Origin of the sequence: Paenibacillus sp. LX16, assembly GCF_036252815.1 — a bacterium.
Lineage (GTDB): Bacteria > Bacillota > Bacilli > Paenibacillales > Paenibacillaceae > Paenibacillus > Paenibacillus polymyxa_B.
Map to the genome: position 1 here is coordinate 345,843 of NZ_CP141152.1, position 24,957 is coordinate 370,799.

The 24,957-nt window shown below is 42.6% G+C and carries 19 protein-coding genes; 15 read left to right on the forward strand and 4 right to left on the reverse strand.

From position 1 onward, the window contains the following. Nucleotides 1-83 precede the first annotated feature (83 nt). Nucleotides 84-761: a hypothetical protein gene (locus T3H97_RS01520; protein ID WP_328801490.1), complete on the forward strand. Its 678-nt coding sequence runs from the start codon at nucleotides 84-86 to the stop codon at nucleotides 759-761. 97 nt (nucleotides 762-858) lie between these two features. Here T3H97_RS01520 and T3H97_RS01525 read toward each other — a convergent pair whose 3' ends face one another. The 3 genes from T3H97_RS01525 to bglX form a co-directional block, all read right to left on the reverse strand. Then, on the reverse strand, nucleotides 859-1,863 hold the full coding sequence (locus T3H97_RS01525; protein WP_103048462.1) for a LacI family DNA-binding transcriptional regulator: 1,005 nt from the start codon (nucleotides 1,861-1,863) through the stop codon (nucleotides 859-861). 162 nt (nucleotides 1,864-2,025) lie between these two features. Beyond that, complete coding sequence (locus tag T3H97_RS01530) at nucleotides 2,026-5,466, reverse strand: GH36-type glycosyl hydrolase domain-containing protein (protein WP_328801491.1); 3,441 nt, start codon at nucleotides 5,464-5,466, stop codon at nucleotides 2,026-2,028. Between the two features lie 25 nt (nucleotides 5,467-5,491). Further along, nucleotides 5,492-7,654, reverse strand: coding sequence for a beta-glucosidase BglX (gene bglX / locus T3H97_RS01535; RefSeq protein WP_328802763.1), 2,163 nt, complete (start codon nucleotides 7,652-7,654; stop codon nucleotides 5,492-5,494). Between the two features lie 601 nt (nucleotides 7,655-8,255). Between bglX and T3H97_RS01540 the strand changes: the two genes are divergently transcribed. The 8 genes from T3H97_RS01540 to T3H97_RS01575 all read left to right on the forward strand — a co-directional run bounded on the left by T3H97_RS01540 (nucleotide 8,256) and on the right by T3H97_RS01575 (nucleotide 18,050). Then, nucleotides 8,256-9,509: a sugar ABC transporter substrate-binding protein gene (locus tag T3H97_RS01540; protein ID WP_328801492.1), complete on the forward strand. Its 1,254-nt coding sequence runs from the start codon at nucleotides 8,256-8,258 to the stop codon at nucleotides 9,507-9,509. 36 nt (nucleotides 9,510-9,545) lie between these two features. Beyond that, entirely contained in the window at nucleotides 9,546-10,430 is an 885-nt protein-coding gene (locus tag T3H97_RS01545) for a carbohydrate ABC transporter permease (protein ID WP_190298451.1), read from the forward strand. An 18-nt stretch (nucleotides 10,431-10,448) separates the two neighbouring features. Next, entirely contained in the window at nucleotides 10,449-11,303 is an 855-nt protein-coding gene (locus tag T3H97_RS01550) for a carbohydrate ABC transporter permease (protein ID WP_190298452.1), read from the forward strand. 708 nt (nucleotides 11,304-12,011) lie between these two features. After that, nucleotides 12,012-13,433, forward strand: a complete 1,422-nt coding sequence (papB, locus tag T3H97_RS01555) for a PapB family radical SAM/SPASM ranthipeptide maturase (protein WP_328801493.1) — start codon at nucleotides 12,012-12,014, stop codon at nucleotides 13,431-13,433. Further along, on the forward strand, nucleotides 13,414-14,301 hold the full coding sequence (locus T3H97_RS01560) for an ABC transporter ATP-binding protein (RefSeq protein WP_250267224.1): 888 nt from the start codon (nucleotides 13,414-13,416) through the stop codon (nucleotides 14,299-14,301). Before papB ends, T3H97_RS01560 begins: the two co-directional genes overlap by 20 nt. A gap of 4 nt (nucleotides 14,302-14,305) precedes the next feature. Then, a complete protein-coding gene (locus T3H97_RS01565) occupies nucleotides 14,306-14,995 on the forward strand; it encodes an ABC transporter permease (protein WP_328801494.1) in 690 nt (229 codons plus the stop codon). Further along, a complete protein-coding gene (locus T3H97_RS01570; protein ID WP_328801495.1) occupies nucleotides 14,992-16,137 on the forward strand; it encodes a hypothetical protein in 1,146 nt (381 codons plus the stop codon). Before T3H97_RS01565 ends, T3H97_RS01570 begins: the two co-directional genes overlap by 4 nt. 65 nt (nucleotides 16,138-16,202) lie before the next feature. Next, complete coding sequence (locus T3H97_RS01575) at nucleotides 16,203-18,050, forward strand: ABC transporter ATP-binding protein (protein ID WP_328801496.1); 1,848 nt, start codon at nucleotides 16,203-16,205, stop codon at nucleotides 18,048-18,050. A gap of 160 nt (nucleotides 18,051-18,210) precedes the next feature. Here the strand turns inward: T3H97_RS01575 and T3H97_RS01580 are convergent, their stop codons facing one another. Further along, nucleotides 18,211-18,798 carry an RNA polymerase sigma factor gene (locus tag T3H97_RS01580; RefSeq protein ID WP_328801497.1) on the reverse strand — a complete coding sequence of 196 codons (588 nt, stop codon included), beginning with the start codon at nucleotides 18,796-18,798 and terminating at the stop codon, nucleotides 18,211-18,213. A 217-nt stretch (nucleotides 18,799-19,015) separates the two neighbouring features. On the opposite strand from T3H97_RS01580, the gene T3H97_RS01585 reads away from it, so the two are divergent. From T3H97_RS01585 to T3H97_RS01610, 6 genes are all read left to right on the forward strand, one after another. Continuing rightward, nucleotides 19,016-20,758, forward strand: a complete 1,743-nt coding sequence (locus T3H97_RS01585; protein ID WP_328801498.1) for an ABC transporter ATP-binding protein — start codon at nucleotides 19,016-19,018, stop codon at nucleotides 20,756-20,758. Nucleotides 20,759-20,862: 104 nt separating this feature from the next. Further along, on the forward strand, nucleotides 20,863-21,048 hold the full coding sequence (locus tag T3H97_RS01590; protein WP_071559456.1) for a CLI_3235 family bacteriocin precursor: 186 nt from the start codon (nucleotides 20,863-20,865) through the stop codon (nucleotides 21,046-21,048). A 71-nt stretch (nucleotides 21,049-21,119) separates the two neighbouring features. Then, complete coding sequence (gene ccpM / locus T3H97_RS01595) at nucleotides 21,120-22,574, forward strand: Cys-rich peptide radical SAM maturase CcpM (RefSeq protein WP_328801499.1); 1,455 nt, start codon at nucleotides 21,120-21,122, stop codon at nucleotides 22,572-22,574. Between the two features lie 11 nt (nucleotides 22,575-22,585). After that, complete coding sequence (locus T3H97_RS01600) at nucleotides 22,586-23,710, forward strand: TIGR04066 family peptide maturation system protein (protein ID WP_328801500.1); 1,125 nt, start codon at nucleotides 22,586-22,588, stop codon at nucleotides 23,708-23,710. A 13-nt stretch (nucleotides 23,711-23,723) separates the two neighbouring features. Beyond that, a complete protein-coding gene (locus tag T3H97_RS01605; protein WP_328801501.1) occupies nucleotides 23,724-23,999 on the forward strand; it encodes a peptide maturation system acyl carrier-related protein in 276 nt (91 codons plus the stop codon). Nucleotides 24,000-24,122: 123 nt separating this feature from the next. Continuing rightward, nucleotides 24,123-24,905: a muscle M-line assembly protein unc-89 Uncoordinated protein 89 gene (locus T3H97_RS01610; protein WP_328801502.1), complete on the forward strand. Its 783-nt coding sequence runs from the start codon at nucleotides 24,123-24,125 to the stop codon at nucleotides 24,903-24,905. Nucleotides 24,906-24,957: the final 52 nt, after the last annotated feature.

Sequence of the window (24,957 nt, forward strand, 5' to 3'; positions counted from 1 at the left end):
TTGTGGTATGGCATAGTTGGCTTGCTTTCCCAACCGTCCTGTTCCTGTTAAAATGATGCAAACATATAACAGGGGGTTGAACGATGGAAGGCTTGAAGCAACGTGTGGGCTGCCTGCATGCACATCACTCGAACATAGCCTATGTGGAACGAGCTTTTGCTTCTTATGAGGTGGAGCTGATACATTTTGTGGACCCTGGGCTTATGCGCCGGATCTCGTCAGACCCGCATTTTTCTGCGGACGATGCCAGCCACAAGGTAGAAGAGCAACTAAGATGGATTGCTCAAAGCGACATAGACGTTATTTTGATAACGTGCACGAATTATATCGTTTTGGCAGAAAAGGCTCAATTGACCCTGTCTACACCAGTAATTGCGCTGGATGAGCCCTTTTTTCATGATATATGCGATGATTTGCTGCCACGGACCTTGGTATTCACGAATCCGGCTACTGTAGAGGGAACGATGAAGCGTCTTTACCATACGGCTGCTCTGTTAGGCAAACCAGATATCTCTTCTTGGATAGAGGTTAAGGTGGTGGAGGACGCTTTTGAACTGATTATGCAGGGCCGTGAAGACGAGTATAAGGAATTGCTGGTTCGTTCGCTGTATGAGCTAAGGGAGGCTGATCCAAGCAGAGGGCTGGCTGTAGCACAGTTGTCTATGGTTGATGCTGCGTTACAGGTGGAGCTGGAGACGGGGCAAACGATTGGTAATCCCTTACGGTCGTTGTCGAATTCAATTGAGGATTTGTTAGGTTAAATAAGTATAACCAAAAGAACTTCCACCCCGTGTTTTGGGCCTGTGGAAGTTCTTTTTTTGAAGGAGGCTGGCGAGCAGGTTACTTCTGCGTCGTTCATCACAGATTCTGTTGATCTTGGGTGATGAATGCTGCGCCTGCCGATTCTCTTTGGACAAGCGTAACGTATAAACGTTCATGCTCCACGTCTTCCCCAGCAATGATTTTGAGAACTTGTTCGGCAGCCACAGCGCCCCATTTACGCTTGGAATAGTCAATCGTTGTCAGACGGGGCTGAATATATTGCGCCAGCTCGATATTATCAAAGCCGACGATATGAATATCCTTGCCAATCGTCAGCTCTGACTGAGCCATTCGATTGTAAAAGCCCACGGCCATTTCATCATTGAGACAAAATACGGCTACAGGTTCCGAACCCGGGCTAACTTGTTGCTGCAAAATGATCTCAGCCGCCTGTTCACCGCCCGATTTCTCAAAATCGCCGTCAATTTCGATCATTTCAGCCACGCCGCTACGCTCAATGGTCTGCTTGACCGCCTGCATCCGTTGCCATGAATCGTAAGAACCTTCTGGTCCGGTAACCACATAAAGCTTACGGTGTCCCAATTCCAATAAATGTTCGATTGCGAGAGCGGCGCCCGCCTTGTTATCCAGCAGCACCTGGTTAATGTTAGGATGATTCAGTTCACGGTCCAACACGACAATTTTATGTCCTCGCTCGGCGTAGTTCAGTAGCTCCTGACTATCAAACGTCTGATCCAGCACAATGGCGCCGTCGATCATGCGTTCCGGCAGCATTCGGTGAGACTGCTTACCGCTGCATACGATGAGATCATAGCCCTTGCGATTTAAAATTTCCTTGATGCCATACAGTAAATCTCCATAAACGTCTCCACGAAAATCAGTCAGGAAAACGCCAATAATTTTGGTCTGCCTTTTCTTGAGATTACGTGCGGCGGCATTGGGCACATAGTTAAGCTCTTTGGCAATGGCTAGAATACGTGCACAAGTTTCTTCTGTTACCTTATCGCTACCATTCAAGGCATATGAAACGGTAGATATGGAAACGCCCGCCTGTTTGGCGATATCTTTAATGCTGACCACATCGTCACCTCCTTGTCGTCCGTCTTATAATTGCTATTGTATATTCATTATTAACCACATATCTATTCCAAATGTCGTAGTCCTACACATAAGCAGCAAAGGGCGATCCCGCAAGATCGCCATCCCTTTGTTGCCTATACCAGATTTAGCATTAAAAACGCTTTATAAAATAATTTCCAGACGGTGTACACCGTCATGTTCTGCTAAGGCTTGCTCGAAAATCTCGCGTTTGATGCGCAAGGCACCGGAGCGGTAGCGATTATCATCGGCTGGCACGCTTTCCAGTGGTGTTCCGTTCAATGCTGTACGGCCTTGCTCACCGCCAGTATGCTCTTGCAGCATGCGGTAGACGAAGGTAATTGGTTTTCCTGCAAAGGAAAATTCAAATTCCAATCCGTCGAGATGATCCGGCAGCACAGGGTCCAGGATCAGATCTTCGCCCGACTGACGAACACCAAGGACATTCGATATAAGCTGATTCATATAGATTCCTGGACCGCTGGAATAGATTCTCCAACCGCCTTTGACAGGTACAGCTCCTTCACGCAGTTCGCCAAACCGTTCCTGTGCTTCATAGCGGGTGTTAAATTTACCGTCCGAGCTACTGAAATAGGCGTTGCTTTGGCGCCATTCGGCATTCGGTACGGACGCACGGATGCCGACCGGATTGATGAGCTTCAGGCTGTGCCAAGCGTCATCCTTGCGTCCCAACTTGGCCATCGCTTCCGCAAAGCGGATATGGGCATGCACATATTGCAGCCCGACCTCACGTCCAAAGTTGGCCGCTTGCTCTGCACGCTTGAAGTGCGAGCTCACACCGCCATCATACTGTGCAGGGCGGTTCATCAGACGCACCCCATCCGGGCAGAGGAACTGCTCCCGGATGAGTTGCTCATGAGCCAATGCTTGCTCAGGCGTGAGCAGCTGGCTGATCATGCTGCGTGTCATCGGCAGCAATCGATAATGGATTCCCGTCTCGGTGTCAGACGGATGGAGCATCAGCTTAGGTTGGCCGGGCTCTTCCATATACACGAAGCCCGGAATAATTCCGCTCTCCAGCATGTAGCGGTTAAAGTCTTTACGGATGCCATTGGCCATCTGATGTAGATCTTGTGCGATCTTGTCGGCTTCGCTTACTACACCCGCAGGGGCCTGCTCCAAAGCAGCAGCAAAGTTACTAATAACTTGGTAGGTGAGTGCAACCGTCCAGCTGCTCGCCATGTATTGTTTCAGCTGAGCATTGGCTGGTTGGAGGGTATCATCCCAATCGCCGTCGCCATAGGCCGACAAATACGTATCATGCAGGAAATTCTCCCGAATATATTCGATTTCCTTCAGGGCATGTTCCATGAGAGTCGCGGTCTGCTTGGTATAATCGAAAGTATGCCGATGGGTGTAAGGCACATTTTCTCCCAGAATACTGTAATCACGGGTAGCGGTCAAATAATCGCCCAGTACCTTGAGCGGCCAGACGATAATATCCCCATGGCTTTCTTCTTGCTGCACGTGAGTATAGTTGTCAAACATAAACCATTGCGGCCAGTTTCCGCTGTCCTCGTACTGATGGCTGAAAACAGTCAGCAAAATGGAGCGAACCTCATCGAACTTCTGCATAGCTGAGAAATATTCCACAGGCCCCTGACACACATCGCGTGTTCCCCAGGCTGCACCGCCGTATTGCTCCAGACCGTGAGGCACAGAGTAGTGAACGAGCATATTGTGAGTGTACCACCAAGCCACTGCGTTCACACGGAACAGCTCGCTCGTTTCGTGTTGACCCAGCGACAGATGGAAACCGTTCATAAGCTCGGCAAAATATTCCCGATAGCGCTCGCGCTCATCTTCAAAGGAAGCGTGACGCTCTTTGTGCGTTGATTCTTGCCCGGCTGAAGGCCCATTCAGCCAACCCTGCACGGTGCAGGTCCATTCGCTGCTGTCACCCAGCTCCAGCACAACCAGAGACGCATCAGGGGAAGCATTCCCCTGTAGCAGTACGTGAGCGTCGCTCACATGCTGTAATGGAGCGCCCTCTATGTGCATTCGGTACAGCAGGTCTGGGTAGGCTTCGGCGCTCAGGGAAGCGGAGTCTGCCCGGAAGAGCAGGGCGTCACCTTCACGTTCCATATGAAATGGAAGCTCATATTCGTTCACATGCATAGACATTTGCTGAGTGATGAGGAACGGATAGGTTTTGCCGCTTGCCGCACGCATATGAAGCCGTACTTCTGGGCTATCGGCATTCGTATGGTTTGTAATAATGAATGTATCGTCAGCCGTTTTGTAGTACCAGCGCACATAATTAAAGCCAATCTCGAACAGGGAAGGCATCGTGAGCAGGCGGTATTTCCCTTGGATTCCGACATAGATACGTTGACCGGATGTCTTGGGAATATTGAGCGCATTACGCGCGTTGGTAATCATTTTGTTGAAATTTGTATTGCCGATTACGAGCTGGGAATTGAACACCCCGTACATATAGGAGGTGGTTGTAATGGTTTCTTCCTTACCTCCTGAGTAATGCCCGCCCATTAAAATGTGCCCATGGGGACGCTCTACACGAAGCTCTTTGGATTTAAGTACAACATGCTCATAGCTGTCCGTGAAAAAGGAAAGTAGTTCATCGCCATCCCGTTCTTCTTCCTGCCGTTTCGGGAAAAGTTGATTCACTTCGGCATCGGTTAAGTCCAGCGTGCGCAGCGGCTCACCGATGGTTTGAGCTGGAGCCACACGCCCTGCCTGAAGATCACTTGTCGCGTGTGCCGGTATGCTGGTCTCGGAAGTGTCCGCTAGAACGGCAGCTACTTCGTCGCGTGCCTTTGTCACCAGCTCCTGATACTCCAGCTTTGTCACTGCGGCTGGATGATTGGGCTGGAACAGACCGTAAAAAGTAAAGCGAGCTTCCCCGGCAAGTTTCACCCGCTCAGATTGCAACGCGGTATAGGCGAATTCGTATTGGTACACTTCATTGGCGAGCGAGTCACGATGGAGTACTTCCGGCTCATTCGTTTCTTTGTACGAAAGTCCAAAGAACTGAAATCCGTCAGTCGAGTAACCAACAGTGCGGGTTAACGAGCCTTGTTGAATGTATGGGAACGCCTGACTTTGAGGCTGGTTTTGACGTGAACAAACGGTGTAGCCTCTTTGTTCATCATGGTAGACGGTGTGGTCAATATATTGAGACAAATAAGCTTCATTACTGCGCACAGCAGCGGTATCGGCAATGCCGATATCCTGACCGTACACGATATCTGCTTCCACGTCATCGCCCTGTAGGGTTACATCCCAGAACCATACTCCCAGGCGGCTTAGCGTGAAGGTCACCTGATAGCCTACACCAGCGGTGAAACCTTCCCAAATAATCTGCTGATCCGTTTGTCGGATTACTCCCGGTGAGCGAACTCCAAGCAGGGGAGTGATACTTACACCGGACGGACGGTACAATCTCAAGTACAGATTGTTCAAGGAACCGTCGACTGAATTGGTCAACAGCTGGTTGATCATCGTTGAGCCGTGGGCGATCTTATACACATCACCGCTGCTCAAGAAGGTAAAAGACAGGTCGCCAGCCCGCAGCAAAATATTTTGATCCAGACTTGTATTCATCAAAGGGAACGCCTCACTTTCCTGTTTATTTCATTAACCGAAAACGGCTTTCACTAGTATCTCGGCTGTTAGGTCCTGTAAAGACGGCAAATTCACCGCTGTCACTGCTGAAGCTCAAATCTGCATGATGATAGCGCAGCTGAGGCTCGGTCAATGCAAATTCCACTTCCCGGCTTTCGCCTGGGGCAAGAAGGACTTTGCAGAAATCTTTCAGTTCTTTCATTGGACGAACCGTATCACCGCTGATATCACGAACATAGAACTGGACGGTTTCCTCGACCGGACGTGTTCCTGTGTTCGTTACCTGCACTTTAACGGTCAGTTCCTGACCAGGTATAAGGGTATCGCCGGAAAGCTGTACGCTGTCATAGGCTACATCGGTGTAACTCAGTCCATAGCCGAACGGGAATAAAGGTTCGTTTGGTACGTCTAGATATTGAGACACGTAGCGTTCTTTTGTATTCGGATCTAACTGCGGGCGTCCCGTATTAAAATGATTGTAATACACGGGCACCTGTCCGACCGATTGCGGGAAGGACATGGTCAGGCGACCCGTAGGTTCGGCATCACCGTACAACAAATCAGCAATCGCCGCGCCGCCTTCACCACCAGGGAACCAGGCTTCCAATACGGCGTCTGCTTCTTCAATGACACCGTGCAGATCCAACGGACGACCATTAAATAATACGGCTACCATAGGCTTGTTCAGCGTCTTCAGGCGCTTCACTAGTTCCAACTGGGCTTGTGGCAGGCGAATATTGGAACGGCTGCCTGCTTCACCACTCATATCCGAGCGCTCTCCAAGCGCCAACACGATAACCTCTGCTTGGCTGGCAGCTTGCAGAGCTTCTGTATATTGCTCCTCAGTCATATCGTCGATAGAGCAACCTGCCGCAACCGTGAGCAACGAGGAGGATATTTTCGATTGGAACCCGTCAACAACGCGAATAGCTTCCTCTTGCGAACCACTCCACGACCAAGAGCCTAGGATATCACCGCTCTCTGCAAAAGGTCCAATCAACGCAATAGGTTGATTGCGATTCAATGGAAGAACGGAATCATTTTTGAGCAACACGCAAGATTTAATAGCTAATTCTTTGGCAACTGTGCGATGAGCTTCGCAGAACACAACTTCACGTTCACGCTCAGGGTCTGCGCCGCGTAGCGGATTTTCGAACAAGCCCAGCTTTTGCTTGAGCTTCAATATACGCATCACGGCTTCATCAATGAGCGCTTCATCCAGTTGTCCGCTGCGAACCAGCTCAGGCAGATGCCCGTTATAGCAGGAGGTCATCATTTCAATATCTACGCCAGCCAGCAGTGCTTTCTTCGCTGCCTCGCGCTCATCCTCTGCGATGCCGTGAGGGATAAGCTCCTTGATGGCGGCCCAATCCGAGATGAGTACACCATCAAAGCCCCATTCATCACGAAGCAAATCACGCATCAGGCGCTTATTGCCTGTTGCGGCTACGCCTTCTACGGTATTGAAGGACGTCATCACCATTTCGCAGCCTTCATCTAAAGCAGCTTTGTAGGAGGGGAGATAATACTCTCGCAGTTGCCATGCGGATACATCTACAGTGTTGTAATCCCGTCCGCCTTCACCAGCTCCATATGCGGCAAAATGCTTCACGCATGCGGCCACCCGGTCGGTATCGTTCGTCAGATCTTTACCCTGAAAACCGCGCACAAACGCACGGGCAAATTCGCTGTTGAGGTAAGGGTCTTCCCCTGTAGATTCCATCACACGGCCCCAGCGTGGGTCACGCACTAGATCGACCATAGGGGCGAATGTGACGTGAACACCGGATACAGCCGCCTCGCGGGCAGCAATGGTAGCGCTCTCTTCTGCAAGCCGCATATCCCATGAGCAACCAATGGCCAGCGGTATAGGGAAAATCGTTTTGAAGCCGTGAACTATATCTGCCATAATTAAAAGCGGAATACCCAGACGATTTTTACTCAAATGAGCCTGTTGAACACGAATCGCTTCCTTAGCCCCTGCGAGGCCTAGCACGGAACCGACGTTATGGACATTTTTTTCTGCGATGCCGAGCGAAGCCATAGGGCCGGTAATTTGACTATCCGTTCCCGCTTCTTCAAAGAAGGCACCCACAAGCTGTAGCAGTTGATCGACTTTTTCTTCAAGCGTCATGCTTTCTAAATAGGAATTCAGGTGTTGTTCCATCATAATCCTCCATAAGCTGTATTGTTGGTGGACAGCTCTTTTTTTCAGATTCATGAGATTTTTTGGATAAAAATGATTCAAAAAAGTGCTGAACAGGCTAATAGCTAGTATAGAAGCATAATATTCAATCGTATTATTAATCGAAACGTTTCTATTGTTGAACTCAGTTGGATTATATACGCTTTCAAATACAGAGTCAAATCCAATTCAGGGAGTTTCTATAGGCTAAATAACGTAATAAAGATGATACAAACGAAAAAAAGTCGGGATTCTGTACAAATAAAAAATAATATTCCTATTGAATACGGTTTCAATTTGTTCTATAATGACTATCGAAACGTTTCTATTGATGGGTATGGTCCTTGTGCTTTGAACATAAGTGTTATAGCGGTATGCTTTAATCGCTATGTATTTACATGCATCAGGATTTTACAAAATTCGATTCTTGTCGTTTCAAAGTGCAATATATGGACGAACTAAACCATTTCGATCTATATAATGTTCATTGGAAGTCGCTTATTGAATTTTTGCAAAGTCCTCGTATTTGAATCCGTTATCATATTGCATGATCGGTAAACCGGTCATCTCGGGAGGAATTCGTATGATGAAAAGAACATTGGGGATCATTTTGGCAAGTACCTTATTACTGGGAGGCGCGCTGGTAGGCTGCTCGTCTAAGGATGATTCGTCTGGCAAAGATGCGAACGGCAAGACGACCATCACCTTATGGGGTATGGGAGCAGAAGGAAAGCTGCTGCCTGAAATTGTGAAAGATTTTGAGAAAGAAAACCCAAATATTCACGTTGATGTACAGGCGTTGCCTTGGGATAACGCTCACGATAAATTGCTAACGGCTGTTGCCTCGAAGTCTGGTCCGGATGTGGTGCAATTGGGCACGTCATGGGTGCCAGAGCTTGCAGCTGCGGGTGCATTAACAGACATCACTCCTTATATCAGCAAGTATCCTGAACTGGAATCGAAGAATTTCTTCGAGGGTGCTGTAGGTACGGCCCAATTTGAAGGTAAACCGGTCGCTGTACCTTGGTACACTGAAACGCGAGTTTTGTTCTATCGTACGGATCTACTGAAACAAGTTGGATATAATGAAGCACCTAAAACGTGGGAGGAACTTTCCGATGCTGCCCAAAAGCTGGCGGCTCGGGGCAAGGGCAAATATGGTATCTCCTTTAGTGCAAAGGAGCAGTCTATGGGCTTTATGTTTGCTCTCCAGAACGGTTCCAAACTGGTTGACGAGCAGGGCAATCCGCTGTTCAACCAACCACCGTTTGTAGATGCTGTGAAGTATGTAAATACCTTTTTCCAAAATGGCTCTAACGCAGTGGATATTGGAATTGATTCCGTTCAAGGTTTGCAAGGCGAGGGTATCGTTCCAATGTTTATCAGCGGTCCTTTTATGATTAAAGAAATCAAGAGCAAGGCACCAGAATTGGAAGGTAAGTGGAATATAGCTGAGCTTCCTGGCAAAGTAAACAACCTGTCCGTTTTGGGTGGAGCCAACCTTTCAATTATGAAATTCAGCAAGCACCCAGAGGAGTCGGCCAAATTCCTGGCTTACATGAGCAAACCAGCAACACAGCTGAAATGGATGGATCTGTCCAGTAACTTGCCTGCGACTACTAAATCGTGGGAAGATGCCAAGCTTAAGAGTGATCCGATGCTTCGGACGATTCGCAAACAGCTGGATCATTCCGCAGCATTGCCGCAACTGGCCGCATGGGAAGAGGTTTCTCAACAATTCATCAAGAGCTTCGAACGTATTTACCGCGGTCATGCCGATGTACAGAAGGAAATGGATGACTTTAATCAGCAGGCTGCAAGTATAATGAAAAAATAATGATCCATATCCGTCATTGTCAAAGGGAGTGAAGGCATGAAAGGAAGCTCGCAGAGGCTTGCGCCATACTTGTTTATCGGTCCCTCCATCATCCTGTTAACGCTGTTTTCGTTGTTGCCGATACTACTGGCGCTCGTGATCAGCTTCACGGATATGGATCTGTCCGGACTCGTTAACTATGAAAGTATTCGCTTTATAGGATTGGAAAATTACACGAACGTGCTTTTGGACCCTTCCTTTATAAAGTCCCTTGGTAATACATTGTTCTTTGTCATCATTGGTGTTCCGTTGGTGCTGATATTTTCGCTTAGCATCGCGATTCTGATTAACATGGGTAAATCACGTGCTTTCAAAGTATTCCGCGTCGTGTTCTATCTACCGTCCGTAACGAATGTGGTTGCAGTCGCAGTCGTTTGGAGCTACCTGTATAATCCGACGCTTGGATTATTCAACTATGTACTTGGTCTGATGAATTTAGGCCCCGTCCCATGGTTGACCGATCCAACAGTAGCAAAAATTTCGCTGATTGTGTTAGCAGTTTGGCGGGGCATCGGCTTAAACATGATTATTTTTATTGCGGCTATTAAAGGGATCCCGGGTTCTTATTATGAAGCGGCTCAGCTTGACGGTGCCAATACATGGCAGCAAATTCGTTATATTACGCTTCCGCAGCTTCGTTACGCTATTTTCTTCGTGTCCATCACGACGATGATCGGCTGGCTGCAATTTTTCGAGGAACCGTTTGTCATGACCAAAGGAAAACCGCTCGACGGTACGCTGACGGCATCCCTGTTCATTTACAATAACGGCTTCCAATTTAGTAAATTCGGGTATGCCGCGGCGGGATCGTTCATTCTGTTCTTCGCGATCATCGCGGTGACGCTGATTCAGTTCCGTTTGCAAAATAAAGCGGAGTCCTGATAGAGAGAGGTGATGAACGTGAAAACAGCTGTTCAGCAAGCCCGCGCCAACTCGCGCAGTGGTGAAAAAACATTTCAATGGTTCGTGGCGATTCTCCTGACCGTGGGAGGTCTGTTGATGGTGCTGCCTTTTGCGTGGATGATTCTATCCTCCTTTAAGACAGAGGGTGAGGTAACCAAAATTCCTCCGACCATCTGGCCGCAGCATTTTACACTGGATAATTTTAAATTACTATTCGATAGCATGGCTTTTGGAACCTATCTGACGAATACGCTGATCATTGTTTTAGCTTCCTTCTTCGGATTATTCCTGAATGCCATGGCGGGTTATGGTTTTGCCAAATTCCAATTTAAAGGCAAAGGATTTCTGTTTTATCTGGTATTGGCAACGATGATGATTCCAGGCCAAGTGACGATGATCCCCGTCTATTTGATCCTGAACCAGATGGGATTGACCAATTCCATGCTAGGGATTGTCCTGCCTGGATTGGTAGGCGCGTTCGCGATCTTCCTGTTCCGGCAGTTCATGTCCGATATCCCGGAAGAACTGCTGGAGGCGACACGTCTCGATGGAGCAGGGGAGTTCCGTACTTTTCTGCAAATTGTATTGCCTATCTCAACACCAATTATCGCGGTACAGGCCATCTTAACCTTTATCGGCGGATGGAACAGCTTCCTGTGGCCGCTCATTATTGCGAACGATGAGAAGCTGTACACCTTGTCCGTCGGACTGTCCCTGCTCAAGGGGCAGAACGAAAGTCAATTTGCCCTTCAAATGGCAGGCTCGACCTTTATGGTCGTTCCGATCATGATTATCTTCATTGTTTTCCAAAAGTATATTATCGAGAATTATACGATTTCGGGGATTAAGTAGTAGTGTAGTACGCAAAATGATAAAAACACAAAACGGAGAACTTCTTAGTTTAAGTCAAAGAAGTTCTCCGTTTTTTGCGTTTTTGTTTTATAGAAAAATAGGAAATCCAGACTAGTTGACATTCATTCTTAAAAGCTGCATCAGGTTTTGTTTATATATGAGAACGGGAGAAGAAAGATTTAGAATTCAGATTGCGTGTTACTAAGGTGAATAAAAGTTGCGACCTCCAGAATCATTAGGGTATGCATTACATTAACAACGACCAGTTTTTTTTAGCAAAGCGAATTATACTTTTATTATATTTAATTGAATATATTTCAAAAATAATATGTTAACAAATTTTATACAATTGTTTTAAAAAAAGTATAGAAATGCAATGAAAAACTGACTATATTGGAAAAGAAATAACAAAATATAAAAAATGAGGTGAATCAAATTGTTCGATCCTATTAACCAAGCAGCTGAAGGTAGTGTTTCTCCTATGACTTGCGTTCTTTGTGATACACGTGATCGTTGTGTAGGTTGTGATGCTACTGATTGGTTTTGTAGCAAAGAAAGTGGTCATTGGTGTACTAATAATGATAGCGATTAATTGAAGTAAAACTCGCAGCGATAGGGCTTTCAAACACAGATAGTCAATTAGGAGGTCTGGGAACTGATCTTCTTGGACTTCCTCCTATTTTGTTAACTTTGAAAGGATGGTTACTAGTGATTAGTGCTCCATTTGAAAAAAATCCCGTCAAAATCATAGAACAAAATGAAAAGTTATACTTATACAATATAAAAACAAATGGGCTTTTTCAGATTGATGATGTCGTAGTAGATATATGTAATAGCGAAGGTAAGGAAATTGAAGAAATATATGAATTACTTAAGCATCGTTCCAGTAGAGAAGAGGTAGATAGGCTATTAGCCAGTCTGGAGGAAGCATCGGTTATATATAATAAAGATTTGTCTATTCAAAAGGAATGTAAAAGTTGCAATGATGAGCAAGTAAGTCTATCATCTATAATCCTTATGCTGGTTCAAGAGTGTAATCTAAGATGCTCTTACTGTTATGGAGGTGACGGAGAATATAATGACCGAGGACGGATGGACACAGAGACCGCATTAAAAGCAGTTGATTATCTGTTTAATCATTCTGGCGAAGAAGAAGAACTGAATATTTGCTTTTTTGGAGGGGAGCCACTTCTGAACATTGAAGTTATTAAAGAAGTTGTAGCCTACACTAAGCTAAAACAAGAAAAATCAAATAAACGTGTTACATATAGTATGACAACGAACGGCACCTTGATTTCCAAAGAAATTGAAAACTTCTTATTAGATCATCATATTTCTATTCAGATAAGTCTAGATGGTGATCAAATGACGCACGATTTCAATCGATATTATCAGAACAGAAAAGGTACCTATGAAATCATTTTAAATAGAACAGAAAGTTTAAGAAAAAAAGGTGTCATAACAGCAAGAGCTACGATTTCACCAGTACAATTGGATATAACACATACACTTACACATTTAATGGGGATTGGTATCCGCCATGTTGCGATGTATCCTGCAGTCGAGATGCTTAGTGAGGAAGACTTTGAGAAGTATGCACAGGAATTCACCAAATTGGTTGTTCATTTTGAATCTTTGCTTCAAGCTAAAAAATATGGGGAAGCACGTCAAATATCGAACATTTTAAAATACTTGAAGATGATTCATTCTTCTTCTAAGCGAGATTATTTTTGTGGAGCGGTCTCGCATATGCTTGCCGTTGATGTGCATGGTAATCTTTATCCTTGTCAACGATTTGTTAATGAAAAAGATTATTCTTTAGGGAATGTAAGGGAAGGGATGGATGTAAGAAAGAAGAGTGGCATGCTTAGTGAGATGCGTTTAGAGAAGAGAACTGTATGCGGAGAATGTTGGGCTAAGAATCTATGTGGTGGAGGTTGTCCTCAAGAAAATATGGTGCTTAGTGGTTCGATTAATGAGCCAGTGGATAAATACTGTAACTTTACTCGTAGTGCAATAATGGATTGTATGGAATTGTATTTACGATTAACTAAAGAAGACAAGAAAAACCTGTTCTCTGCTAAGCGGCAGCGAGAGCAACTATTGGAGGATGTCTCATTTGACAATTGATATTCAAGCTTTAAGTAAGTCATATGGTTCTCACCAAGTACTTAACGAGCTTCATTTCCACATTGATAATGGTATTTTCGGACTGCTCGGAGACAATGGGGCGGGTAAGACCACTTTAATGAAAATTCTTGCCACTTTACTTAGATTCGACCGAGGGGAAGTTGAAATATTCGGACATTCTTTGAAAAAAGAACCTGATGCTATTCGTTCCTTACTAGGGTATTTGCCACAACATTTCGATTTTTTTCCAAATGTAACGATTATGGAATCTATGCACTATTTTGCAGCTTTAAAAGGTATTCAAGGTAAGCGTCATATTCAAGAGGAGACATCTCAGCGATTAATTGAGGTGGGACTTATCGATCAAGTTCATAAAAAAATAAAACAGCTGTCTGGGGGAATGAAGCAGCGCTTAGGAATTGCCCAAGCTATGTTAGGACAGCCTAAGTTGTTAATTGTTGATGAGCCGACGGTTGGACTGGACCCCAAAGAAAGAATTGCTTTTCGAAACTTGCTTCAGAATTATGGAGAAGAGCGGATTATATTGTTATCTACTCATATTGTTCCTGACGTTTCGAGCACATGTGACAAACTACTCGTTTTAAAAGAAGGCCGTTGTCTGTATCAAGGGGCTATAGACGATATGATTCGAACTGTCGAGGGTAAAGTATGGTTGGTTGATGTTGGCAAGCATCAATTGGAACAATTAAGCCAACAAGCTCGAATCACCTCCATTGTGCGGAAGGAAGGAAGAATTCAGGCTCGATTATTGTGTAACTACCCTCCAGATTGTTGTACAGAAGTCACACCTGAAACGGCTAATCTTGAGGATGCGTATTTGTACATTTCCGATCCGGAGGAGAGTTAGCAGAATGGGACAAGTAATCAGAGCCCTAGTTCGATTTGAAGTTTTGCTTATGAAGAAAAGTGTAGTGTTTTTTATAGCACTAACGTTCTCTTGTTTTTTAATTCCTTTATTTTTATATCTAGGAGCAGGGAATAAGAATAACGAGTTATGGATATTTTTGCATCATGGACAAATGTTCTTTACCATATTACTAATGCCGTTAATGTATTCTGTTCTTTATGATGGCGAGAAGCAAAAAATGATCTCTTCTGTTATTATGCCTAAATTGCTTAAAGGAGCCCAATATTTTTATTGTAAGAGTTTTGTATTATGGGGAGTGGTTTGCTTATTTCAATTTGTCGCTTTAGCTATGATTTGTGTAGTTCAATGGTCGACTCATGGTAAGGCTCCATTCTTGATACTGCTTCATCTAACAGTAGCAGGTTTAGCAACTATGGGATATTCTGTTCAAATTACTGTCATATTGAACTTGCTCTTACGTAAACAACTGTATGTGAACATTGTAATGCTCGTTTACCTTTTAATCAGTATTACTATCAACTTTCCCTACATTTCAATCTGGTTTAACCCAGATTGGATTATTTCCAATTTCTTCACACAGTCGTTTCATTTTGGAAGAATATTCCTATTTTTGCTTATGTGGGTATTGATGAAAGTCAGTAATCATCTATGGATGGCGAGGGTACAAGAATGAATGGAATTATAGTTCGTTTCTGGCTACAGCTTTTACTTCGAAGAGAACAAGCAGTAACCTTGCTCGTTTCCTTTAGTGTGGTTATTTTATTCAATTTAATAATGAATGAAGGTATTGCAATAACTTATAGTGTTAACTTGTTATTTGTAGCTTTTTTTTCTTTACAGATTGCGAGTATACATAATCGTAATCATACAGAGCCGTATATATATATTTCCGTCTTTCCTAATTACCGTCTAATCACTTACCAGCTTTATGTTTCTTTAATTCTTTCGTTTCCTCTCTTGCTCATGATGATAGGACTTTTATGGAAATCATTCGCTGATGTATCATTATGGAATTTGGTTATCATTGTGTTTTTTTCTAGTGTTTTTTCGTCGATGTTGGGTCTCTTGTTAGGGCAGGTAGTAAAGCATTATGGGTTGGCCTTCACTTTTCTCATTGCTTTTTACCTTCCTATAGGTTTAGTTTCCTGGTCTTTTAATGAAAAGTTACGTTACATATCTCCTGTAGTGAATATATTCAACCCCTATATGATCAACTGGCGAAATCTCTTTGGACTCTTAGGCTGTAGTTTATTATTTTACGGATTAGGCACATTGTTATCCAGTCGGCGCGGAGGGGGCAAAAAGTCTATAATCCCTTGGATTAGTACGGTCCTTGCTTGTAGTATACTGATTGGCGTATGGGGATATGAGAGGCTATTTAATGAGAATCTACAGACATCGTCGTTTCAAAAAATAACTGTGGGACAAACACAAGTAGAGTATAAGGGGATTAGTTCGTATCAGGCGAGGCAATTTGCCACCCTCTTTGAAACGCTGTATCAAGTGGCTAAGAAAAAGGAGACACATCCGGTTCGCTATACCCTGGAAATCACCCGAATACACTCCATGTCATCGTTCGAGCCGAAAATAATAGTGCAAAATCATAATAAACTTCAAATCAATATTTATTCAAATAAGCTTTTAGAGTTTAATTTCGGAATGGATTGGGCGAGCAAGTGGATTGATTACATTTTGCCCCAATCGACCCACTTATCCAATGAGCAAGTTGACGCTTTTAAACACCTCAAAAATGACATTATTATGGAAGTTAGAAAGAAAAATCCCGAAAATGTCTATACAATTCATGGGGGCTGAGAGCTAAAATAGCGAGGTTTCATAAAGAACGAATAATAGTAGATAAAAAGAAAGGGATGGAATGCATGGAACGTGAGGCAGAACATTTGAATTTCAGAGCTATATTTCATTCATTCCAATATTGGCCGAAGTTAACTAAGTTATTATGGAGTACAGAACCTATCTACTTTATTATCATTATTTTTGGCTATCTACTAAAAGGAATACTCCCGATTGCTAACCTTCTTTCCATACAGTATTTGGTTTCTGAATTAGAGACTAGCACGGTATGGCATAAGCTTCAAATAAGTGCAGTGTTCCCTGTAATTATCGTGATGTTTTCTAGTTTGCTTATTTCAAGTTTAATTGAATATTCTGATAAATTATTTCAAATTTCACTGATAAATAAATTACAAACATTAATAGTATCACAAACATCAACATTTAACCTTGCGGATTTTGAAAGTCCGCAAGTACATAATCAGCTCAAAAGAGTACAAAACGACTCAATAGATAGACCTATTCAGATCTATAAAGAACTCATTAATTTGTTAAGTTCCATGGTTACGTTATGCTCTAGTATTGTCATTTTAATAGCATTCAGATGGTGGATTTTACTGATTCTTGTTGTTTCCCCCCTAGCATCTTTTTATTCTTTATTGAGGTTCACACAAATTCAATATGTAGCCAAGAAAAAACGGGCTCCTTTACAACGTAAATCCAGGTATATTAATTACTTATTGACTAATGAGAAGTCTTTTAAAGAAATCGTATTGTATCAACTTAGTGACTACTTTACAGCAAAATATAAGGACATTTTTGATGTTTTCTACAAAGAGGATAAGTATTTAGCCAAAAAACGTATTGCGTTATATTTGTCTTTTCAAGTAATAAGTACATTATTTATAGCCATTGCTTTGATTATGATTATACAAATAGCTTGGAAAGAAGTATTTCTCGTTGGCAGTATTTATGCATTAGTTCAAGCAGTATTATTAGCTAATCAAAATATTAACACAGTATCTCAAGGATTGATTTCATTGTGTGATCATAATCTGTATCTAGATGAATTATTCGCTTTTTTTAACATAAAACATAAACAAGACAGTTCTAGTATGTTGCTAAGAGAATCAGGTATACAAGCTGATTCGACGATAGAATGCATAGAATTTAAAAATGTTTCATTTGCCTACCCAGATCAAAAAGAATTGGCTCTCAGAGATATAAGTTTTAAAATGAAGCGTGGTGAATCTCTTGCTCTAGTGGGCAGGAATGGCTCAGGGAAAACAACAGTGATAAAACTTTTAATGGGGTTATATGAAGATTTTAAAGGGGATATTTTAATTAATTCTATCTCGATTCGAAATTATCATAAAGAAGTACTTTATAAAAAAATAGGTGTTATATTTCAAGATTTTGTTCAATTCGATTTTTCAGTAAGAGAAAATATAGGTTTTGGTAGTATAGAACATCTTGAATTTGATACTAGGATATGGAAGTCGGCACAACATACAGGAGTAGATAAGGTAATACGAGATTTGCCTAATCAATTAGAACAACAGCTAGGAAGAAACTTTGAAGGGGGTATACAGCTTTCAGGAGGGCAGTGGCAAAAGATAGCTATATCCAGAGCGCTCTTCAAAGATGCTGACGTTTACGTATTAGATGAGCCTAGTTCATTTCTTGATCCAGAATCAGAAAAACAAGTATTTCGCCAATTTCAAAATTTTGTTATTGATAGGCTTTGCCTCTACATTTCTCATCGTTATACCTCTGTTCTATATGCAGGTAAAATTTTAGTTCTGGATAAGGGGCAGATTATAGAAGAAGGAACTCACCAAGAACTAATTGAAAGTCGAGGGCTTTACTATGATTTATTTTCTGATGAAATTAATACATTCCAGGAAGCGCTAGTTACTAATGATACACGCTAACTGTGTATAGGGATTCTGGCATATATTTGGACTGTGAACAGTATTGTTTTTTACCTAAAGAAGTAGACTAAGTAGAATATACAAGTCATAGTCACAAGAACGACAGCGGAGCTTCTCTTTGGGAGAGGGGCTCCGCTGTTTTTACTTTACATAGATATATTTATATATGAGTTAGACAATATTGATGGGACAATGTGCGAAGTTTTCTTTTCAGTCTGTAGATTCGAGTCGTTGTAGCCGTAACCGAAATATTATATTTGGTAGCGAGCAGGGGCACAGCCAGTTGTCGACAAAAGTAGTCTTCATAGAGTGTATATTCAATGTTGGAAAGCTGCATTAGAATATTAACGATAACCGTATCCACATCTCCCAATCTACGATTTTCCCACTCCTCCTCTACCGAATTTGAATAACTACAGATCTTCTCACATTCAAGCGTAGTTTCATGCTTTTTTTGTGTATAGTAGTACCTAAATGATTTATATATAAGATTTTTAGCCGTGAGGTACAGCCAACCTTTTACATTGGGGTGTTGTTTGAGCTTGACCAATTGCTGTCTTGCCGCTACAAAAGTATCTTGTGTACATTCTTCTGCCATAAATGTAAAGCAAGACTGATTCTTGACTAAATGCATACAGAAACGGTATACCTCGCTCAGATAAAGTTCACAAATTTTTCTGTAAAAGCATCTGGAACTACCTCTGCACTGATCCTCTTTGCAACAGTCGATAACCATCGTGGTCGGCATTTGTTAAAGCCCCCTTTGGACGGATAAAAAAATAAGTGAATTTTGTATGTGCCAATCATATACATTAATTCCAATTTTCAAGAATGACATAAATCATATTTAATCTCGTAAATATGGAATTACTAGAACAGTTAAAAGATGTTTTAAGGTGATTTTGATTCTGATACGGAATTAGTTAATAGGGGGAGAAGGTGCATCTGATGAAAGGGGGAAAAGGATGAAAGAATCCATAGTATATAAACGTTTGGCAGCAACATTTAGACCTTATCTGAAGACGGTCACTATCATTTTGATATGTCTTATCCTATCAGCGGGCTTGAATATATTATTGCCTTTAACAAGCAAGATTATTGTGGATCAAGGTCTTCTGAAAGGGAATATGCAGGCTGTAATCCTGTACACATCTGCTGTGTTTTTAATCGTTTGCTTGGACAAGCTGTTGAATGTGTGTAAAGAAACCTTTCGGGCAGGCTTAAGCGCACAGGTTACCTTTTCATTATTTGAAAAGGCGTATCTGCATCTGACAAGAGTACGAATGAGCTATTTTAACCGAACCAATGAAGCGGAGCTGCTGAACCAAATTGGCACGGATGTAGGTAATGTATCGAGGATCACAGATAGTGGAGTATTTTTTGTCATTATGCAGGCGTTCAGCATGATTGGTGGTTTATGTGGTTTGCTGCTCATTAACTGGAAAATGACTGTAATCGTGCTGTGTTTTTTACCCATCAAATATGTTGTGGTGAAGTATTTTGTGAAGCGTAGAAAAAAACTAGTGGGGGATTTAATTGAAGGCAGTAGTGATTTTGCTCAGTGGTTTGGGGAATCTGTCGGGGGCATGAAGGAGCAGCGAATGTTTGGTCTTATTCCACATAAGCATCAGCAGTTCTCATCCAAGCAGCGTCGAATTGTAGATTCAGAACGAAAATTATCACTTCTGGACGCTTGGAATATCGCTTCGGAATCTATTTTAATTCAGCTTCTAATGATGCTTTTGTACGTTGTGGGTGCTAATCTTATCTTTCGTTTACAGCTCACTGTAGGGGGTATTTTTGCCTTTGTTTCTTACAGTGCTTATGTTACCACTCCTGTATTCGCTATTTTAAACATTGGCTACATGCTGGCTGAAGTCATTCCCTCCGCCATTCGATATTATCAGTTCTTGGATTGGGCAGAGGAAGAAACATCTAATTCAGTCACTCCAGCGTCTATACTAACTGAGCCGCCATTCGAAAATCACATTGCATTTCATCATGTTTCTTTTTCCTATACCAAGGATGAACCCATCCTATCCGACGTGAACTTTAGGATTGCCCGAGGGGAAAAAGTAGCTATCATTGGAGCAAATGGGGCAGGGAAGTCTACGCTGCTGGATTTGATAATGAGATTCAGTCAGCCTGATCAGGGGATAATCACTTATGACGGCATTGACATCCAAAGCTATGAGATAGATGAGTATCGAAGTCAAATAGCTTTGGTCAGTCAGCAGGTGTATTTATTTGATACTACTATTTTTGGAAATATCCGCATAGGCACAGAAGTCACTAATGATGAAATAGAGGCCATTATCGCGGAGGTTGGTCTGGAAGAATTGGTTCAGAACTCGGCAGATGACTTCCCTATAGGCTCGAATGGCTCCAGATTGTCGGGTGGGCAAAGACAGAAAATTGCTATGGCCCGGGCATTGATCAGGGAAGCGCCATTGTTTATTCTCGACGAGGTGACCTCCAATCTAGACACAGCAGCTAGGCTAAATGTTCAGCAATTGTTGAAGACCCGGTTGCGTGAAAAGACTGTAATCATCGTTACACATCGCAGCGAGATATTAGCGCATGTCGATAGAGTTATTTTGTTGGAGAACGGCGAACCAGCCCAAATAGGATCACACTCCCATTTTATGACCTGTCATGCAGAATACAGAGGATGGATATTAGGGGAAGAAGAGGTCTCCATAAAATGATGAAAAAAACAAACGCTTTCATAGTGTGATTTAACATCATGTACGGAATTAGTATAGGTGAACACCTTTTTAAATCATATCATGAATGGGAGGAGTAGTTTAACATGCGTAAGCTTGTGAAAAGAAGCACGAATGTAGGCGACACAATTGAGGCATTTGGCTGTGGTTGTTCCTGTTATTGTCCTTGCTCCTGTTATTGCGCAGGCAGTTTGACTCGAAGCTCCAATACTCAGCGTGAAAGTGACGGTTCTTATCGCAGAGATAACGGAACTGGAATTGGTAATTATTAAGCTTGTATCTGTATGGAGGAGCCTGGGCATTCCAGGCTTCTGTCCACATCAAAACAGAGTAGGTGTGAATCATGAACATGTGCCAACCCTTTATATACACATTTCAGACGAGACTCCACCATTATGTATATGATGTAAATACCAATTTAATTTTGCGGATTAAAGAGGAGGCTTACCATTTCCTGAATTCGCATTCCAGCTTCGACTTGGATCAGATGGAGGCTACACCGGAATTGCAGCAGTATATCCGTGACTTGTTGGATAACGGATTTTTATCTTCACAGCGTCCGCAGATTATGAATCATCCCAAGACAAAGCACCTGGAGCATATGCTTCAGCATCAGCTGAAGACCCTCACCTTACAGGTAACTCAAAATTGCAATCTTAGATGCTCTTATTGCGTTTATTCAGGAGGATATGACAATCGAGGTCATACCAGTCTGATGATGGATTTTGAGACAGCGCGCAAGTGTATTGATTTTGTCATTGATAGGTCAGTAGACAGTGACCGTTTGGATTTTGGTTTTTATGGGGGAGAGCCGCTTATTAATTTTCCGTTAGTCAAGAAGTGTGTGGAATATATCAAGGAACAGGTAGCGTATAGAGATGTAGGCTTTCATTTGACGACCAATGGTACGCTGCTTAATAACGATATTCTGGACTTTCTGGATGAACATCATTTTGTGCTTACGATCAGTCTGGACGGAGATCAAGAGAATCATGACAGAAACAGACGATTTGCTGTTAACGGGCGGGGCACCTTCGATACGATTATTGCCAATGTGGATAAAATTAAGAGAAATTACCCGGACCTCTTTGAATGGATTAATTTTAATGTGGTGTTGGATACCCGTAATGATTTTGGTTGTATCAATGATTTTTATACGAATTATGAAACCTTCGAAAGTCTGTATAGTGTAAGGTCGTCCTACATTAACGATGCTTATGTGAAGGATGAAATTTTGTACAGAAATGAATTTATTGAGCAGAGAGGCTATGAGGTAGTTAAAATGATGCTTTCCAAGTTTGGAAGAGTAGATGAAAATCATGTCTCCAAGCTGATTAAGGACTATTATATTCAGATGTATTTCCGAATGTTTCATTATAGAAAGCCTTCTGCGGGGATGCCGATAGAAGCGCATCATGGCGGACCCTGTGTGCCTGGTGTACAGCGATTGTTTGCGGATGTGCATGGAAATCTGTATCCATGTGAACGGGTCAGTGAGCAGTCGGAGGTGGTGCAGATTGGAACGGTGGACACGGGCTTTGAAGTGGATAAAATCAACCAAATTTTGAATGTAGGGACAATCACGGAGGATGCATGTAAAAACTGTTGGAATCTCCGTTTTTGTACGTTGTGTGTTGCTGTAGCAGATGATTTGCATACCTTGTCCAAAGAAAAGAAGCTGAGTCATTGTTCGGTAGTCAAAAATGATATTCGGCACACATTACTTGATTATTGCATGATGAATGAGCTCGGCTATGATTTCTCCGAGGATACGATTCTCGATTTTGAAAAAGCATGAGGGGTGTCTCCATGACCAATAAATTAATCATTTTTCCGTTTGATTATGAAACGATAGCCCTGGTTAGGAACTTGAATCTATTAGGAAGTTATGAGGAAGTTGTACTTATTTCTTTTCAAGGGTCGGGGATGATCGGGAAAGATGCCTGTGTAACGGACAAGGGGGAAGTGACAGGCTTCATCGTGAAGCCAGAGTCTTGTTTGGAGCAAGAAATAGAGCGTTGTGATGCTATATTACTGGTAAAATCCAATTTCAAGCTGGATGTAGCTGAGGTGTATCTTCCCGTGATCAAGAAGGCTGGACAACTTGGCAAAAAAGTCATGTGTAATTTCACTTTGCCAGACTCATGTATGGAATTCATCGAACCCTGTGAGGAGCGTGAGGACAAGCTGATTTTAAAAAATACATTTGATGTAGGCACGAAAGATATTTTACCGCCTGACCCGGGCTCTGTTATTCATGATTTTTTTACACCGGTTCTATTTGTATTAGGGCTGAACGAGCGAACGCATAAGCTTAATTTACAGTTTAACCTTCGGCAGAAGCTTGAAGCACAAGGATATCGGGTGTCGCAAATCACATCTAATGGATGCGGGGAGCTGATTGGTGCACATTCTTTTCCACAGTTTATGTTTGAGAGTGGTATGACGGAAACCCAGAAGATTATCATGTTTAATCGGTATTTGAAAAAAATAGAGCAGAGCGAAAAGCCTGATCTAATACTCGTGGGCATTCCGGGTGGGATTGTTCCCTTTAACAATACGTTCACGAACTATTTTGGAGTAACCTCGTTTTTGGTATCTCGTGCTGTTAGACCGGATGGCCTGATCTGCTGTCTCCACTATGATGAATACAATATAAAATATTTGGAGCATGTGAAACAGTACATGGAAAACCGTTTTTCCTCTTCATTATTGGGATACGCCATATGTAACAATGTATTCGACAGTTATTCTTCTTCCACGGTCAATATGCAATATGCATCTGTTGATCATCGTTTCGTGGAAGAGAAAAAACAGGAATTTTCCGATTATTCCGTGTCTGTACTCCATCTGTCCAACGATGAAGATATGAATAGGCTGACGAAGGATATTTTACATTATTTTTCGGTTGATCATCACGTAGTTCAGTTGTAATGGAGGGAAGAATATGAACTTTACTCAGGATGTAACGGAAACAGGAGTGAAACTGGAAAATATATTTTGGAAGCTTTTTAAATTAAAAGCGGGCGACATAAATAAAGAGGCTACATTACTAGGTCCTGATATGGGGTTGTTTCCCGGAGATCTGGTATATCTATTATTTGAAGTGGAACAAAGCTTTGCTATCCTAATTCCGGAAGAGCGTATAGTGGGAGGGGGGTTGCTTACATATAACAGCTTGTATGAGACGATAAAGGACTGCTTAAGTGTGGAAAAGGAATGAAGGATTTGTGAAAATGATGATAAAACATACAAAAACATACAAAAAAATCCGATAAACCTCTAGAATCACTTATTTCAGGATTTTGGAAAAATCCTCATTTAGAAGAGAATTGGAGGTTTTAGGATGAATGTATCATTTACATCATCTCACCAATCGCCGTTTCGCACCGCAGATAACAACCGACTTGAACTACGGCATCCCCTTTCCGCTCAGGCTGAAAGGAAGAGTATAGGCAAGCCACAAAACAAGGTTATTGAACAATTGACAGAGCAAAAGCAAAATTTGATGGAGAGGCGTTCGGATTATTTAAGTAATGCTCTCAAGCGTGGTCTCGGTCCGGAAGCTGTAAAAGCTGAAATGGAAGAGATAGATAAGCAGATTCAGCAAATTGACGAGAACATTCAAAAGCAGTCACTGGAAGAGCAAAAAAAGGCTTTAGGCATGGATGAGGAGAGTAAAAAAGAAGCTCAGAAAGGTAAAAAGGAAGAATATACGCCTAAGACTGCTGAGGAGCAGCAGCAAAGATTGATCACCTATACAATGCATAGTGTTGTATCTGCAAACAATGAGTTGAAGAATGCCAAAATAGCCAAAATGGCACAAATCACGTTGGGAAGCGAGGCTAAGGGGTGGGAAAACGCTAACCCTGCTAAATCAGCCGCTTTGCGTGAAAAGGCTGAAGGACTTAATGGGAAGATCATGGAAATCGCTGCGAATATTAATGAGCGTATCAGTGAAGCAGTGAATAACGAACCGAAGATTACTGATCGGGTTGAACCTAAGGATGAGCAGGAGGCAAATGCAGAGACAGGCAGGGTGTGGACTGAACAAGAGCTCAATGCCTATCTGGACTCGGCTAAAGACGGGGAGAAGACTTCAGGCACGAAGGTAAATATTGCAGTCTGATCCAGCTATTATGTACATGGTTTGCTAAATTAGGAGGGTGCTTTCAGACGAA